The following is a 16,225-nucleotide window of genomic DNA, read 5'->3' on the forward strand; positions in this document are numbered from 1 at the left end:
CGCGCATATTAACAGAACAGGCCCGCCGATAGATATGCGCCTGACATGACCCGGATCACCCCTTGCGCGAGAACTTTCCATGGATTTGACCCGTTTGCGCCACTTTCTGCTGACCCTGCCGGGCGCCACCGAAGATACCCCGTTTGGCCCGGAGATCCTGGTCTACCGTATCGCGGGCAAGATGTTCGCGCTGGTGGATTGGCAGGCCGAGCCGCTTACCATCAACCTCAAATGCGAGCCAGAACTGGCGTTGCTGCTGCGCGAGATCCACCCCGAGGTCAAACCGGGCTGGCATATGAACAAGCAACACTGGAACACAGTGACCCTGAACAGCACCTTGCCGGATGATCTGTGGCAGGGCTGGGTGCACCACTCCTATGAGCGGGTTGTCGCGGGTCTGCCCAAAGCCAAACGGCCACAGGCACCGCGCCCCCTCTCCCCCACTGACGACCCAACCTTATGACGCCAGCACTTAATCCAGCACTTTGTATTGTCCCCCTTGGCGAGGCACATATCCCCGCTCTCGTGACCCTGTTTGAGCAGGCAGTGCGACGCAGCGGCCCCGAGCACTACAGCGCCGAGCAGGTGGAGCAGTGGGCCCTCGGTTCACAACATCCGGGCTTTGTCAGCCAGCTGCGCGAGCACCACGGCTGGGTAGCGGAGCTGGCAAATGTGCCCCTCGGTTTTGTCACTCTGAGCCCCGATGGCCATCTCAGTCTGCTCTATGTGAGCGCCGACCATCAGCGCCAGGGACTGGGCAATCTGCTGCTCACCACGGCGCTCGCGGGGGCCAGAGGGCTCGGTATGACCCTCATCACCACCGAGGCCAGCGCCTTCAGTTATGAGCTATTTTTACGACATGGCTTTACGTTGACCGGGCTGGAGTGCGTGGAGCGGGGCGGAGTCAGTTTTACTCGCCATCGCCTGCACTGCTGCTTGCCAAGCTAGGGCAAGCCACTAAAATACGCTTAATTTTCGTATTGTTACTGTATTGAGGCAGCAACCATGGTGGTAGAAAGTGAAGGCTATATCTCGCTGATCGAGTATCTGGTGGAGAGTTTGGGATTGTTTGAATCCCAGCAGCAGAACGATGGTGAAGAGACCATCGAAGATCTGGTCAGTGGCCGTGTTGCCAGCAACCTGATGGCCATTTGCGAGCAAAACCCCCAGCTCGATCCCAAGGTGCGTTTCGCCATCATGCAGGAGGCCGACGCCGTGGTCGCCGATCTGGAAGAGGTGCTCTCCGCCGTCTGGCTGCGCGCCCCGACCCCGGAACAGAAAACCTTCCTCATCGAGTTTATCGATCTCATCAAGAACCTGTTCGACAGCGCCATCGGCTGATCTGCTGTCCGGTTTTCCCGCACAACGCAAGATTGCAAAGCAGCAGATAAGGAAAAGGGCCGCCTTGGTGGGCAGCCCTGCTTGCTATCATTTTCAACCCGCCAGTGCGTTCATTCATCAGGCGGTTATCAAGGCAAGAAATGTGTCTGGACTTTGCATCCGATCCCTGGACGCTACCTAGTTAGTCCCGACTGGTCGCAATAAGTTCCCTCCTCCAACCATTTATTTTCACTTTTATTAAGATAATCGACTACAAACCTGTTCAGCGGTTCAGGCTGGGCGGCAAACAGACTCCAATGCCACCCAATCCGCAGTAGCCATCCGGATTTTTCTCCAGATATTGCTGATGGTAATCCTCGGCATAGTAGAAGGGCGCTAGCGGCAGAATGCGGGTGGTGATGGCACGGCTGTCGCCGCTTGCCGCCATCGCCTGCTGATAGGCCGCCATGCTCTGCTGGGCAATGATCTGCTGGCTCTCGTCGCCATAGAAGATCACCGAGCGATACTGGGTGCCAATGTCCCCCCCCTGACGCATCCCCTGCGCCGGATCGTGCTGTTCCCAGAACAGTCTGAGCAGATCGCCGTAGCTGATCACCGCCGGATCAAACACCACCTGCACCGTCTCGGCATGGCCGGTCAGGCCACTGCACACCTCTTTGTAGGTGGGATTCTGGGTCACGCCGCCCTGATAACCGGCCGCGGTGGAGTAGACGCCCGGCTGCTGCCAGAACAGGCGCTCCACGCCCCAGAAACAACCCATGCCAAACCAGGCGATCTCCATGTTCTCGGGCCAGGGACCCTGAGTCGGGTTGCCATTCACCGCATGCTGCTGACCAATCACCATCGCTTCGCGTCGTCCCGGCAGGGCATCTGCCGGTGAAATAATCTGTTCCATGAATTCTGTCCTTGTATAAAACCCTGTGAAATCACACAGCTGACGAAAAGGAGCATCGAAGATAGCAGTTTATCGCGCCGGATCAACCGGCGGGCCCCTCCCCGCTCGCCCCAACGGCCATCTGCGCTTCCTGCCACCTGTTCCCAATCCGCACTGCCAAGCCGCGCCTCATAGACCAGAAACGGCCAAAATCAATATTTAGTCTTGATTTGTGAATTGATTTTCATATATTGAGCCAATCGCTGTTTTTTTATGGAAGAAATATCAAGTGCGTGAACGCGAACCCAGTCTGGTCAATGCCTTCCGGCAATCCACCCCCTATGTCAATGTGCATCGGGGAGCCACCTTTGTGCTGATGATGGGGGGAGAAGCCATCTGCCACCCCAACTTCGCCAATATCGTCAGCGATATCGCTCTGCTGCAGACACTGGGCATACGCCTGGTGCTGGTGTTTGGTTCACGTCCGCAAAACGATGAGGCGCTGGCACGCGCCGGTATCGAGGCCCAGTATCACAAGCGGATCCGGGTCACCGATGACGAGAGTTTCACCATCATCAAACAGGTGTGTGGCGGCCTGCAATACGACATCACCGCCCAGCTCTCCATGGGGCTCGCCAATACCCCGATGCAGGGGGCGCGGATCAGCGTGGTGAGCGGCAACTTCGTCACCGCCCAGCCGCTGGGGGTGGATGATGGCATCGACTTTTGCCACAGCGGCCGGGTGCGCCGTATCGACGTGGAGGGGATCACCCGCCAGCTCGATCAGAAGAGTCTGGTGCTGATCTCCCCCATCGGCTGCTCGGTCACCGGCGAGAGCTTTAACCTGAGCTCCGAAGAGGTGGCCCGCCGGGTGGCGGTCGATCTCAAGGCGGACAAGCTCATCTGCTTTAGCAGCACCCAGGGGGTCATGGACAGGCGCGGCGAGGCCATCTCCGAGCTCTTCCCCGAACAGGCCGAAGAGCTGCTGATTGAGCTGGAGCAGGCTGGCGAAGAGATGTCCGGCACCGCCCGTTATCTGCGCGCGGCCATTGCCTCCTGCCGTGGCGGGGTGCCTCGCTCCCATCTGGTGAGCTATCAGGATGATGGCGCCATGCTGCAGGAGCTGTTCAGTCGCGACGGCCTCGGCACCCAGATAGTGCGGGAAAGTGCCGAGCAGGCCCGCGCCGCTACCATCGAGGATATCGGCGGCATTCTGGATCTTATTCGCCCGCTGGAGGAGGAAGGCATTCTGGTGCGCCGCTCCCGCGAGCAGCTGGAGATGGAGATCGACAAGTTCACCATCATCGAGCGCGATGGCCTCATCATCGGCTGCGCGGCCCTCTACTGCTTTATGGAAGAGGCGATGGCGGAGATGGCCTGCGTCGCCATCCACCCCGACTATCGCAACTCCAACCGGGGAGATCAGCTGGTGGCCAAGGTAGCCGAGCGGGCCAAGCGGCTCGGGATCCGTCGCCTGTTCGTACTCACCACCCGCTCCATCCACTGGTTCCGGGAGCGGGGCTTCGATCCGCTGGAAGTGGAAGATCTGCCGGTGGCGCGCCAGCGTCTCTACAACTGGCAGCGCCGTTCCAAGGTTTTGTCAAAGACCATTGCCTAAGCCATTGATTCTGCGTTGAGTTAGCCGACAATTTGAACTTTTTCACAAACTCGATTGACAGTGCAATCCAACGCAGGTTATTTCTAAATGCACTCCACCGCCCTGGTGGAGCCAGAAGAGGAGCGCTGCCCAGGCAGCCCGAGGGAGGACGCCAGAGTCCGGTGAACTTGGGTCAGGGGGAGCAGCGCCGAGACGAGTGAGGAGACTGGTAACCTCAACGTCGGCTGCGGGGGCTGAATCCCCCGGGTTGTCATCGGTAGTGATCATCCCCCACCGCGCCCTGTCAGGGGCGGTACGGGATGGGCTCTGCAGGTGGAGTGCTTCTGGCCGGGATAGCTTCGTTCATTCCTGCCATTTTCAGCCTCCTCCTCTCTTTTTTGCCCGATGGAACCGGAATCTTAAAATAAGACAGGAGTAAGCAATGAGCCCGATCAATGTCGCCAAGTTTGGCGGAACCAGTGTCGCCAACTTCCCGGCCATGAATCACTGCGCCGACATCGTGCTGGCCAATCCCGCCACCCGGGTGGTGGTGCTGAGCGCCAGCGCCGGTGTCACCAACCTGCTGGTCGCCCTGGCACAAGGGGAGCTGGACGAAGCGGGCCGCGACGAGCAGCTAGCCAAACTGGCCGGGATCCAGCAGGCCATTCTGACCGATCTCGGCAACCCCGTTGATGTGAGCGCCCTCATTCATGGCCAGCTGGACGAAATTCGCCTCATGGCCCAACAAGCTCACCAGCATACCGATGCGGAGCTGGCCGATCGCCTCATCGCCTGCGGCGAGCTGATGTCTACCCGCCTCTTTACCGAGCTGCTGCGCCAGCGCGGCGTCAAGGCCCACTGGCAGGATGTGCGCCAGCTGATGCGCACCGACAGCCGCTTTGGCAAGGCCACCGTCGATCTGGCCACCACCCGAACCCTCTGCCAGCAGACGCTGGGCCCGCAGCTTGGCGACAGCCTTATCATCACCCAGGGCTTTATCGGTGCCGATGGCGATGGCCGCACCACCACGCTGGGGCGCGGCGGCTCTGACTACAGCGCAGCCCTGCTCGCCGAAGCGCTCGATGCCGCCAGTATCGAGATCTGGACCGATGTGCCCGGCATCTACACCACGGATCCGCGCCTCGTCACCCGCGCCCGCCCCATTCCCGAAATCAGCTTTGTCGAAGCGGCCGAGATGGCCACTTTCGGCGCCAAGGTGCTGCACCCCGCCACCCTGCAACCGGCGGTGCGCCAGAATATTCCGGTGTTTGTCGGCTCCGCCAAGGACCCCGCCGCCGGTGGTACCTGGATCCGCGCCAGCACAGATTCAAGCCCGCTGTTTCGCGCCGTCGCCCTGCGCCGCCAGCAGGTGCTGGTGACCCTGCACAGCCTCAACATGTTCCACGCCTACGGCTTCCTGGCCGAAGTATTCGGGATTCTGGCCCGTCACCGCATCTCGGTCGATCTCATCACCACGTCAGAAGTGAGCGTGTCATTGACGCTGGATCACACCGGCAGCCAGAGCAACGGCGAGCCGATCCTGAGCGACAAGGTACTGGCCGAGCTGGGCCAGCTTTGCAAGGTGGAGGTGGAAACCGGTCTGGCACTGGTGGCGCTCATCGGCAACCGGATGAGCGAAGTGAACGGCGTTGGCAGTCAGGTCTTTGACGCCCTGCGCGAGCACAACATCCGGATGATCTGCTACGGCGCCAGCGCCCACAACCTCTGCTTCCTGGTCAAGGAGAGCGAGGCGGGCAATATCGTCAACCGCCTCCATCAGGAGTTGCTGGACTGACCCTCACCGCGAGGAAATTCCGGCCATGCAACAGGGCGCCAACACGGCGCCCTGTTCATTTGTATTTCGCAGATGTGTTGGCTCAGGCAAGGCTGGTGGCGGGCAACTGGCAGGCCACGGCTTCCCGGCGCAGCTGCTGCAAGCGGGCCAGCAGCCCGGTCTGGCCCAGCTCCGTCTTCTGAGGCGAGAGATTGTCCACCAGCAGCGGATAGTGATCCGTCACCGCCTGCATCAACCAGTCGAGGCGACGCAAGGTGAGCGGGCCGCAGCTCTGGCCGCTCAGATCATCGGCCACATCGAGCCGGTGGCTGCGATACATGTCCCGCCACCAGTTGGCGACCAGCGCCTCGTCGCTCGCCAGCGCAGCGCTCCACTCCCCTTGCAAGGCGTGCAGGCGGGCCAGCACAGGGGCACTGGCCCCTTCGCGGATCAGATGATTGATCTCCCGTTTCACCCATTTCAGACAAAGCTCGCGCCAGTAGCGAAATTGCGGCAGAGGATCGGCCTCATCGAGCCAGAGTCCGGAGAGGGTGCGGGTCTCCAACCGCTCCGGCACATGGAACTGCGGGTCGACCAGACCGTTGGAGTTGTATTCAAAGCGGGGATCGAAGGTCCACATATAGCCAAAGTCGAACACGCAGATCTGCTCGCCGTCATCGAGCAGGTTGCCCGGGCTCGGGTCCCAGTCAAACCAGCCCCAGCGGGCCAGCTCACCCTGCACCTCCAGCATCTGGGCCAGATTGCGCTCGTTGAGCTGGTGGACCGGCACGCCCCGCAACCAGGGGGAGACCAACACTCCGGCTCGCGCCGAGCCAAAGCTGGTGCAGACCACGTGGGAGAGGACAGTAGGGTGCAGCTCACGCAGCGCCTCGATTTCGCGCCGCCGCTCCAGCTCGGTCAGAAAGGCAGTCTTGCCATCGAGGTTGGCCACCAGTGAATCCTGACGGCGCCGCTTGAGGCACCAGTGATGCCCCTCCACCTTGAGGTGAAACACCTCGGCGGTGAGACCGTGGCGATAGACCTTGACCACAGCCGGATGGCTATCCTTCAGCTTGACCAGTTGGGCCAGCGGCAGCGGGCAGTCGCGCTCGCGTCCGATCCGGATCTCTTCCTTGCTCTCCAGCATGCGCAGCAATCTGGCCTGACGTGCCATCACTTTGGGATTCATACATGTACCTCCAGTCGCTATCGAGAGACTAAACAGCAGCTCCCTCCCAAGCCAGTGGCAAAACCCCATGATGACGCTTTCATCACATATTCCGAACAACCCCTCGATCGGGATCACAATTTGCAAGGTTGAGCTGTAACCAAATATTCATTAAGTGGTCATTAAATTGACAAGCTGAAACAAGGCCCGCACCATCGGGTCAAACTCTATGCGGATGAACGATCTCTCCCTCACTCGCTCAAAGGATGAGCTTATATGAATCGCCCCTTCTCAGGCCGCCCCCGCGTCCTGAGTCTTCCCTCTCTGCTGCTTGCCCTGCTGGGCGGATTGCTGCTGCTGACTCTGTTATTGCCGCTGATCAATCCCGGCAGCTGGCTGGGCCGCGCCCAGCCGCTGGTGCTGGGCCCCGCCGACAATCCGCTGGCCACCCTCACCCGCCACGCCCTGCTCTATAAAAGCGACAGCCGCGGCCTCTATCTGGTGGTGCGCAGCCAGTGGCAGTTGCGAGGGCCGCTGCAAGCGGGGGACAAGGTGCGAGTGGAGCTGCTCAACGACAAGGGGGAGCGGATTGACCAGCTCAGTCAGGCGGTGGATAAGCGTCAGGTGTGCCGCAATAACCGCTGCTCGCTGGATCTCAACAGCACCCTGCGAGCCCCGGACGATGCGCTGGCCAGCCGCTATCAGCTGCGCATCGGCCTGCTACTCAAGGATCGCCCCGAGAGCGGCGATTTCAGCCAGATCCTGCAAACCCTGCCGGAGCAGGGCTTCAACCTCACCTATCTGGTGGTGAGCCTGACCCTGGTGCTGGCCCTGAGCGCCGCCGTGCTCAAGACGGTGCTGCCCAAGCTGCGCCGCAGCCTGCGCTGGCGGATCATCGGCAGCCTGCTGCTCGGCAACCTCACCTTCGTGCTGCTGCATGGCTTCGTGGTGTTCAAGCTGGGGGAGTTTCTGCTCTGGTCAGGCTTTCGACCGGAGCATTACTACCTCGCCTGGGGCAGCATGGTGCTGGGCTGGAGCCTCTGCGCGCTGGCGGGCTTCAACCTCTATATGGGGCTGGTATTTACCGCGCTTTCTGGCATAGGTCTGCTGGCCAACTTTATGAAGATCGCCATCTACGGCGTGCCGCTCGGCGGGGATGATTTTGGCAACCTGCTGGCGCTGCTGCGGATCCTGCTCGACCAGCACCCCATCCTGCCCATCTTCACCGTGTTGCTGGCACTGTTTCTCTGCTGGCGCTTTGCCCTGTCACGCTGGGTGCTGCGCACAGCCGCTGCCACCGTTGCCTTCTTTGCCCTGTGCGTCTTTGCCACCCAGACCGGCAACAAGCTGCTGGGAGCCAACATTCGCTACGTGGATCGCGCGGTCAACTACCACAGGGACATCATCCGCTCCGGCCCCGGCCTCTATCTGTTCAATCTGGTGGACGAGATGCTGCAAAGCGGCAGCGTGTTTCGCTACCCCTTGCAAATCAACGAGCTGACTCCGCAGTTGAGCCATCCGCCCCAGGGCATCACGCCGCGCTGGGATCTGGTGATCGTGCTGCAATATGAGTCGCTCTGGCTCGACTGGAAGGGGCGGATCTGCGCCCCGGCCCCTACTCTCTCCCTGCCTGCCAGCGTGCAGCAGTGGCACAAGACCATCCACTCCCCCACCACCGGCGGCATGACGGTGCTGGCGGAGTTCGAGATGAACACCGGCCTGCCGGTGGGCTTGCTCAAGCAGGGTGTGGTGCCCTACTACTACCTCTCTGAGCAAGTGCCAGGACTGGCCCAGAGCGCCAGACAGAGCGGCTACCAGACCCTGTTCGCCCACCCCTATGTGGAAAAATTCTGGGGCCGCGCCAAGGCGATCCCGGCGCTCGGCTATGAGGAGCGCTGGTTCGATACCCGCTTCACCACCCTTGAGCACAAGGGGCCCTATATCTCCGATGATGCGCTCATCGACCACCTGCTCAAGCGCAGCGAACAGGATGACAAACCGCTGTTTGCCTACGCGGTCACCATGCAGGGGCACGGCCCCTTCGATGGCCCCCGTTATCAGGGGCAGGAGCGCAGCGGCGCCTGTCCGAAACAGAGCGAGAGCGACACCCAGCTGCTCAACACCTACTACACCGGGGTGGTGGATGCCATGGCCTCGCTGGAGCGGCTGCTCAAGACCCTCGACCAGTCGGACAAGCGCTATCTGGTGGTGGCCTTTGGCGATCACCAGCCGTTTTTGATGTCTGCCAGCAAGGGGATTCACGGTGACAAGCCGGCGCGCGATGCCACCTACCAGATCCCCATGATGGCCTTCACCCGCGCCGATGACCCCCTCAATCTGGCGACCCAGTTTGCGCCGGTGCGCCAGCTCTACCAGATGGGTCAGGCGACTCGCCAGCTGCTGGCGGGGGATATCACCCCCATAGAAGAGAAGCCCCTACTCCATCCGGTGTTGGGCGAAGAGAAAGGCTTCGACCCATCAAGCCTGGTGCCGCAGATCCGCGCCAGCTTCCGGCCCGATGCCCTGCCCTGATCCCTCCACACAAAAACAGACAAGGCCGCATCCGCGGCCTTGTTTTTTGACATTCATTTAGCTCTCCTTCTGCTCGCCACCAGGGCTCCAGTAGCGTGAGCTGCTGGCGGTCGAGATCAAGCGCCACCTCGATCCCCAGCGGCAACGTCAGCATGGGGTGGGTATGGGCGCAGTCAAACTCCGCCAGAATGGGGAAGGTCGGCTCCCCCACCACCTCCAGCAGGATATCGAGGGGGCGCTTGCCGCTGCCCTGATCGTTGAACAGCTCGTGCTTGCCGAGGATAAGGGCGCCGATCCGATCAAACACCCCGCACAGCTTGAGATGGGCAAAAGATCGCTCCACCGTCTCGGCAGATTTCAGGCTGTCCTCCAGCAGTAGAATGTCGCCGCACTCGATGGCCGGCATATAGGGGGAGCCCCAGATCCCCGCCATGGTATTGAGGTTGCCGCCGATCAGCCGACCCGCTACCCGGCCTGAGCCCACCGAGATCAGCCGATTGGGCTGGCACTGCTTGGCCCGGGTCTGGTTCTCCCAATCCAGCCGCTCATCGGTCCATTGCGCCGGAGTAGGCAGCGTGCAGGGGACGCCAGCTTCGTCGGCCAACGCAATCTGTAAAAAACTGGCCAGCGTCTCGCCCACCAGCGGCGGCAACTCGCCAAAGGAGGCCACCAGCGCCGGGCCATAAAAGGTAACCAGGCTAGTTTGGGCTTGGATGCCGAGCAGCAGCGCCGTCACATCGGAGTAGCCAACGATGATCTTGGGATCGCGCTTGAGCGCATCAAAATCGAGGTAAGGGAGCAGGGAATTGGAGTTGCTGCCGCCAATCACCGACATGATGCAGCGCACTTCTGGGTCGCGAATAAGGGCATTGAGCTCTTCAGCACGCGCGGCGATGGAGCCGGATCGCCAGTGATCCTGCTGGCCGGTGAGGCTGCCCGCCTTGAGCCTAAAGCCCTGCCCCTCAAGAAAGGCTTTTGCGCGGGCAAAACGGTTGGGTGCCCAGGCGGTCGCCGCGCTGGAGGGGGAGAAAAAAGCGATGGTATCACCACGTTTAAGCAGCGGGGGAACCAATAACGTCATGACACACTCATCCTTGCCAATATCCAGCCATCACAGAGTCGTTGAGACTCCTACACAACCCCTTTGATCACAACGGGTTTATCACGATCGTTTAGAAATACAGAACACTTAATTCATTATTAACAGATATTCTAAACACCATCCACTTCCTAGAATGACCTCATTGCGATGGCCAACCCCGGTTGGTTGTCAGAATGGTCGGCCTGACAGCCCGAACGTTCTCTTTCCCACTTTTTCTCTCTGACTTATCAATGAGGTGCCTGTCATGAACAAAAACGCATCCCCCAGCGCATTGGTTGTAGAAGGCGGCGCCATGCGCGGCATATTTGCCAGCGGCGTGCTGGATGCGTTTATCGAGCATGACTATCGCCCCTTTGACTTCGCCATCGGCGTCTCGGCGGGAGCCACCAACTTGCTGGCTTATCTCGCCAGCCAGCATGGCCGCAGCCACGAGATCCTGACCAAACTGGCGTGCAGCCAACAGTTTATGGATCCCCTGCGCTTTGCCAAGGGGGGCAATCTGGTGGATATCCACTGGCTGTGGAACACCAGCTGCAGCAAGTATCCCCTCGACATTCACGCCTACCGGGAGACCGGCATCCCCTTCTATGCGGTGGTGACCAATACCCTGACCGGCAAGGCGGAGTACATCCGGGTCAAGCCGGAGAACATGAACGAGGTGCTGCCCGCCAGCTGCGCCATTCCCCTCGCCTCCCACGAATACCCGGAGGTACACGGGGTACCGATGACAGATGGCGGGGTGGCCGACTCCATCCCGGTGATCGAGGCCTACCGCCGCGGTGCCCGTCACCTGACTGTGATCCTCTCCGAGCCCCTTGGCTACCGGCTCAAGCCGATGCCCTTCCCCTGGATGATCCGTACCCTGCTCAAGACCCGCCCCGCGCTGGCACAGGCGCTGGAGCAGCGGGATCGCAGCTACAACGAGGCGCTCGATTTTATCGCCAATCCGCCGGAGGACTGCCAGATCGAGGTGATCGCCCCGGCCGACTACTTCCCCGTTTCCCGTTTCACCCGCGATATCAACAAGCTGGAGATGGGATACGTGATGGGCAAGTGCGCAGGCTATCAGGCCGCCCTGCTCAATTGATAAGGATTTTACAGGCATGACCCGACCTGCCGCGACGCACGCGCCGCCAACACAATAACAATCGGGTCAGTTGAGCAACATGAGTCATAAAAACAGACCGTGGCGAGGCAAGCGCGGCCAGAACCGGTGTCAGACACTCTGAGCGGCTTGCTTCTCATCCCTATGCCAGGGCATCTCACCCTCATACAAGGTGTTTATTTATGTCGTTTCTTCTCACCCATCCCGCGCTGGCGCAGCTGTTCGAGCGGCTGCAACCCGATTACCGGATCATGGCGCCCGCGGCCGAATATCGGGGCGGCCGCTTCTCCGACACCGACAACGTCACCTATCACAGCATCCGTCATCCGGCCGATCTGGTGTGGCAGGAGAAGTCCCACTTCTCCCCGAAAGAGGTGGTGCTCCCCATCACCCAGACCCTGTTCCACTTCGACAATCTGGAGCTGCGCGAATCAAAGGTAGAGGCCAAGCCCACCCTGCTGTTCTTGCGCAGCTGCGATATCCACGCCCTGCGCAGGCTGGATCAGGTCTACCTGAAAAACGGCCAGAACAGCGACGTCTACTACGCCCGGCTGCGCAGCAAGCTCAAGCTGGTGCTGCTGGAGTGCCGCGAGAGCTTCGAGAACTGCTTCTGCGTCTCCATGGGCAGCAACGAGACCCAGGACTACGCCGCCGCCATTCGTCTGAGCGATGAGGGTGCCCGCATCGAGGTAAAGGATCCCGAGCTGCTCGGCTACTTTGCCGAACTGGGTGAATCCGATGACTTCACCCCGGAGTTTGTCCAGAGCAACCCGGTCAAGGTACGCACCCCGGACAACGTTTGTGACGACCCCCAGCGGATCCGCCAGATCCTCACCGCCCATCCGGTCTGGGCCGAGTACGACAGCCGCTGCATCGGTTGCGGCCGCTGTACCACCTCCTGCCCGACCTGCAGCTGCTACAGCGTGCACGACCTCACCTATGCGGAGAACCCCAAGCAGGGCGAGCGCCGTCGCCAGTGGGCCAGCTGCATGGTGGATGGCTTCAGCGACATGGCCGGTGGCCACGGTTTTCGCGCCAAGCATGGCGAGCGCCTGCGTTATCGCGTCCTGCACAAGGTCAACGACTACAAGGCCCGTCAGGGAGAGGAGCACATGTGCGTCGGCTGTGGCCGCTGCGACGATCGCTGCCCTCACTACATCTCCTTTAGCAACATCATCAACAAGATGACCGATGTGGTCGAACAGACCATCGCAGCCGACCACGCGCAGGGGGCGAACTGATATGTGCCAGTGCCAGCAAACCGCAAAAGCAGAACAACAGCAGGAAGCAGTCGAAAACCGCCTGCTGCCCAAGGCCTACACCATTCTAGCCATCGAACGCCACACCGAGCTGGAGTGGAACTTTCGGGTCTCCCGCGACTTTGATGTCCACTATGGCCAGTTTGTGGAGATCTCCCTGCCCACCGTCGGCGAAGCGCCCATCTCGGTCTCCGACTATGGCGATGGCTATGTGGATCTGTTGATCCGCAAGGTCGGCAAGGTGACCGATGCGCTGTTTGCCCTCGATGTGGGCGACAAGGTGTGGATGCGCGGCGTCCACGGCAACGGCTACCCGCTGGAGACCTACCGCAACCAGCACCTCATCGTGGTGGCAGGCGGTACCGGCGTCGCGCCGGTCAAGGGGCTGCTGCGCCGCTTCAGCAAACACCCGGAAGAGGTGAAGTCCCTCGACATGATCCTCGGCTTCAAGAACGAGCAGGCGGTGCTCTACCGCCACGAGATGCCGCTCTGGGCCGAGCGCCAGAACCTCATCGTCACCCTGGACGAGGGCAAGGAGAGCGAGCAGTTTCGCATCGGCAGGGTCACCAACTACATCGACCAGCTGGATCTCGCTGACAAGGAGGATATCCAGGTGATCGTGGTCGGCCCCCCCATCATGATCCGCTTCGTGGTGCTCGCCTTCCTCGAGCGGGGCATCCCCAAGGATCGCATCTGGGTCGACTACGAACGCCGCATGGCCTGCGCCGTGGGCAAGTGTGGCCACTGCCGGATGGGCGACACCTATATCTGCGTGGATGGACCGGTCTTTCGTTTTGACCAGGCCCAGCATCTGATCGACTGAGGGAGAACACCATGAGTCTCGATATCGACATCATCAAGGCCCGCGCCAAGAACGAATACCGCCTCTCCAAGGTGCGCGGCGAAGCGATGATCAGCGTACGCATTCCCGGCGGGATCATGCCCGCCCACCTGCTGGCGGTAGCCCAGCAGATCGCCGAACAGTACGGCAACGGCCTGATCCACCTCACCACCCGCCAGAAGCTGGCGATGCCCGGCATCAAGTATCAGGACATGGACAAGGTCAACGCCGCCCTCGAACCCTTTATCAAGGAGATCGAGGTGGACACCTGCGGCATCGAGGTAGAAGACACCCAAGCCGGTTACCAGACCATCGGCGGGCGCAACATCGTCGCCTGTCAGGGCAATACCATCTGCCAGAAGGGCAATATCGACTGCACCGGGCTGGCCCAGCGGATGGAGAAACACCTCTACCCCAACCCCTATCATCTCAAGATGGTGATCGCCGGCTGCCCCAACGACTGCGCCAAGGCCAATATGGCCGACTTCGGCATCCTCGGCATCGCCAAGATCCACTTCAATGCCGAGCGCTGCATCGGCTGTGGCGCCTGCGTCAAGGCATGCAGCCACCACGCGGTGGATTGCCTCGCCATCAAGCATGGCAAGGCGGTCAAAGAGGAGAGCAAGTGCATCGGCTGTGGCGAGTGCGTGTTGGCCTGCCCGACCCTGGCCTGGCAGCGGGATCCCAAGCAGCTCTATATGGTCAAGCTGGGGGGGCGCACCAGCAAGAAGACTCCCCGTACCGGCAAGCTGTTTCTCAACTGGGTCACCGAAGAGGTGCTGCATGCGGTGATCAAGAATCTGTTCGAGTTCGAGGCCGAGATGCTGAATGGCAAACCCATCTACCTGCACATGGGTCACCTTATCGACCGGGCCGGTTATCACAAGTTCAAGGAGCGGGTGCTGCGCGGCGTCACCCTCAACCCGGAAGCCATGGTCGCTGACCGCATCTTCTGGGCCGAAGATCAGTACGTCGCCAACATGCATGTCAAAGCGGTGCAATAGGAAAAACCTCGTTTGGGGAAGCGTGATCAAGTGGCCGACACCGGTGGGGATCTGTCGTTGGCCCGGGCGTAGATCACCCTTCCCCTTTTTTATTCCCGTCGGGGGATCTTTCCCCCGACCATCCGGGGTGCGTCACGGCGCGCCCTGCTATCTCGCCCGGCGCGGCATTGCGAGCGGGCCAGCATCCGGAGCCTGTTATGGACTTTCTCCCTCTCTTCTGTCAGCTGCAAAACAAGCCGGTCCTGATCGTCGGCGGCGGTGAGGTGGCGGTGCGCAAGGCGCGCCTGCTGCTCGATGCCAAGGCGAAGATCACCATCAATGCCCCGCACCTGGAACCCCAGCTGATGAGCTGGGCCGAGCAGGGTCGCCTGACCGTCTGCGCCGCCGGCTTTCATCCCGAGCTGCTCGATGGCAAGTGGCTGGTGATCGCCGCCACCAACCAGCCAGAGGTCAATCATCAGGTATTTCACGAGGCGAGCCTGCGCCAGATCTTCTGCAATGTGGTGGACTCTCCGGCCCACTGCAGCGCCATCATGCCTGCCATCATCGACCGCTCGCCGCTGATGGTGGCCATCTCCAGCGCAGGCGCGGCGCCGGTACTGAGCCGCCAGCTGCGGGAAAAATTCGAAGCCATGCTGCCGCAACACCTCGGCCAGCTCGCCGCGCTGGCGGGCAAGCTGCGCAAGCGGGTCAAACTCATTCCGGACAAGCTGGCCCGCCGTCGCTTCTGGGAGCGGCTCTTTAGCCATGAGCGACTGGCATGCCAGCTGGCGCGCGGCCAACAGCAGGCTGCCGAGCAGAGCGTCGCCGAGCTACTCGAGGAGCAACCGCAGAGCAAGGGAAGCGTAACCCTGGTGGGAGCGGGCCCCGGTGATGCGGGGCTGCTCACCCTGAATGGCTTGCAGCAGCTGCAGCAGGCGGATGTAGTGGTCTATGACCGGCTGGTGTCGCAAGAGGTGCTGGCACTTGTGCGCCGGGATGCCGAGCGGATTTTTGTCGGCAAGGAGGCGGGTCGCCACTGCGTGCCCCAGCAGGCGATCAACCAGCTGTTGCTGGAACAAGCGCAGCTGGGCAAACAGGTGGTGCGGCTCAAGGGGGGCGATCCCTTTATCTTTGGCCGGGGTGGCGAGGAGCTGGAAACCCTGGCCGAGGCGGGTATCCCCTTCTCGGTGGTGCCGGGCATTACGGCAGCGTCAGGCTGCGCCGCCTACAGCGGCATTCCCCTCACCCACCGCGATCACGCCCAGCGGGTACAGTTCATCACCGGTCACGACAAGGAGGGCAATATCGCCCAGGAGTGGGCGGCGCTGGCGGCCCCCCGCCAGACCCTGGTCTTCTACATGGGGCTGGCCCACGCCGCCCGCATTCAGGATGCGCTGCAAACCCACGGCATGCCCGGTCACACCCCGGTGGCGCTGGTGGAGCAAGGCACCCAGCTCAGTCAGCGGGTGGTGCGCGGCGAGCTGCAACAGCTGGCCGAACTGGCCCGTCAGGTGAAGAGCCCTAGTCTCATCATCATCGGCTCGGTAGTCACTCTGGCCGACAAACTGGACTGGTATGGGGAAGCCAACGCCATCCACGGTATCTAACCCCGCACGGCTATCACCCAATAGAGACAAGAAAGCAGA

At 61.3% G+C, this 16,225-nt stretch carries 13 protein-coding genes, 1 pseudogene and 1 riboswitch; of the genes and pseudogenes, 11 read left to right on the forward strand and 3 right to left on the reverse strand.

The window, feature by feature from the left end; all coding sequences use genetic code 11:
- Nucleotides 1-79 precede the first annotated feature (79 nt).
- Genes ACTG1P_RS04310 through ACTG1P_RS04320 form a run of 3 tightly spaced genes read left to right on the forward strand, consistent with a single transcriptional unit; the run spans nt 80 to nt 1,341 of the window.
- A complete protein-coding gene (locus ACTG1P_RS04310) occupies nt 80-463 on the forward strand; it encodes an MmcQ/YjbR family DNA-binding protein (protein WP_005333730.1) in 384 nt (127 codons plus the stop codon).
- Nucleotides 460-948: a GNAT family N-acetyltransferase gene (locus tag ACTG1P_RS04315; protein WP_267511210.1), complete on the forward strand. Its 489-nt coding sequence runs from the start codon at nt 460-462 to the stop codon at nt 946-948. Before ACTG1P_RS04310 ends, ACTG1P_RS04315 begins: the two co-directional genes overlap by 4 nt.
- Nucleotides 949-1,005: 57 nt before the next feature.
- Nucleotides 1,006-1,341: a DUF3802 family protein gene (locus ACTG1P_RS04320; RefSeq protein ID WP_005333735.1), complete on the forward strand. Its 336-nt coding sequence runs from the start codon at nt 1,006-1,008 to the stop codon at nt 1,339-1,341.
- Between the two features lie 262 nt (nt 1,342-1,603).
- Here ACTG1P_RS04320 and msrA read toward each other — a convergent pair whose 3' ends face one another.
- Nucleotides 1,604-2,236, reverse strand: a complete 633-nt coding sequence (gene msrA, locus ACTG1P_RS04325; protein ID WP_005352745.1) for a peptide-methionine (S)-S-oxide reductase MsrA — start codon at nt 2,234-2,236, stop codon at nt 1,604-1,606.
- 268 nt (nt 2,237-2,504) lie between these two features.
- Between msrA and argA the strand changes: the two genes are divergently transcribed.
- Nucleotides 2,505-3,833, forward strand: coding sequence for an amino-acid N-acetyltransferase (argA, locus tag ACTG1P_RS04330; protein WP_216953805.1), 1,329 nt, complete (start codon nt 2,505-2,507; stop codon nt 3,831-3,833).
- A 107-nt stretch (nt 3,834-3,940) separates the two neighbouring features.
- A riboswitch (Lysine riboswitch) is annotated at nt 3,941-4,164 on the forward strand.
- 90 nt (nt 4,165-4,254) lie between these two features.
- Nucleotides 4,255-5,607 carry a lysine-sensitive aspartokinase 3 gene (gene lysC, locus ACTG1P_RS04335; RefSeq protein ID WP_019446161.1) on the forward strand — a complete coding sequence of 451 codons (1,353 nt, stop codon included), beginning with the start codon at nt 4,255-4,257 and terminating at the stop codon, nt 5,605-5,607.
- Nucleotides 5,608-5,689: 82 nt separating this feature from the next.
- Here the strand turns inward: lysC and ACTG1P_RS04340 are convergent, their stop codons facing one another.
- Nucleotides 5,690-6,775, reverse strand: coding sequence for a hypothetical protein (locus ACTG1P_RS04340; RefSeq protein ID WP_440000581.1), 1,086 nt, complete (start codon nt 6,773-6,775; stop codon nt 5,690-5,692).
- Nucleotides 6,776-7,030: 255 nt separating this feature from the next.
- Here ACTG1P_RS04340 and ACTG1P_RS04345 point away from each other — a divergent pair, with 255 nt between their 5' ends.
- Nucleotides 7,031-9,286 carry an LTA synthase family protein gene (locus ACTG1P_RS04345; protein WP_440000582.1) on the forward strand — a complete coding sequence of 752 codons (2,256 nt, stop codon included), beginning with the start codon at nt 7,031-7,033 and terminating at the stop codon, nt 9,284-9,286.
- A gap of 79 nt (nt 9,287-9,365) precedes the next feature.
- Here the strand turns inward: ACTG1P_RS04345 and ACTG1P_RS04350 are convergent.
- A pseudogene (locus ACTG1P_RS04350) lies at nt 9,366-10,367 on the reverse strand (S66 family peptidase); the annotation flags it as partial.
- 265 nt (nt 10,368-10,632) lie between these two features.
- Here ACTG1P_RS04350 and ACTG1P_RS04355 point away from each other — a divergent pair.
- From ACTG1P_RS04355 to cysG, 5 genes are all read left to right on the forward strand, one after another.
- Nucleotides 10,633-11,475, forward strand: coding sequence for a patatin-like phospholipase family protein (locus ACTG1P_RS04355; RefSeq protein ID WP_042053080.1), 843 nt, complete (start codon nt 10,633-10,635; stop codon nt 11,473-11,475).
- Nucleotides 11,476-11,675: 200 nt separating this feature from the next.
- A complete protein-coding gene (asrA, locus tag ACTG1P_RS04360; protein WP_440000583.1) occupies nt 11,676-12,734 on the forward strand; it encodes an anaerobic sulfite reductase subunit AsrA in 1,059 nt (352 codons plus the stop codon).
- Between the two features lies 1 nt (nt 12,735).
- Nucleotides 12,736-13,575: an anaerobic sulfite reductase subunit AsrB gene (asrB, locus tag ACTG1P_RS04365; protein ID WP_440000584.1), complete on the forward strand. Its 840-nt coding sequence runs from the start codon at nt 12,736-12,738 to the stop codon at nt 13,573-13,575.
- An 11-nt stretch (nt 13,576-13,586) separates the two neighbouring features.
- Complete coding sequence (gene asrC, locus ACTG1P_RS04370; protein WP_440000585.1) at nt 13,587-14,597, forward strand: sulfite reductase subunit C; 1,011 nt, start codon at nt 13,587-13,589, stop codon at nt 14,595-14,597.
- Nucleotides 14,598-14,794: 197 nt separating this feature from the next.
- Nucleotides 14,795-16,186 carry a siroheme synthase CysG gene (gene cysG, locus ACTG1P_RS04375; protein WP_440000586.1) on the forward strand — a complete coding sequence of 464 codons (1,392 nt, stop codon included), beginning with the start codon at nt 14,795-14,797 and terminating at the stop codon, nt 16,184-16,186.
- The last annotated feature ends 39 nt before the right edge of the window (nt 16,187-16,225 follow it).

Origin of the sequence: Aeromonas sp. 11P (genome assembly GCF_051920165.1) — a bacterium.
In the GTDB taxonomy this organism is placed as follows: Bacteria; Pseudomonadota; Gammaproteobacteria; order Enterobacterales; family Aeromonadaceae; genus Aeromonas; species Aeromonas veronii.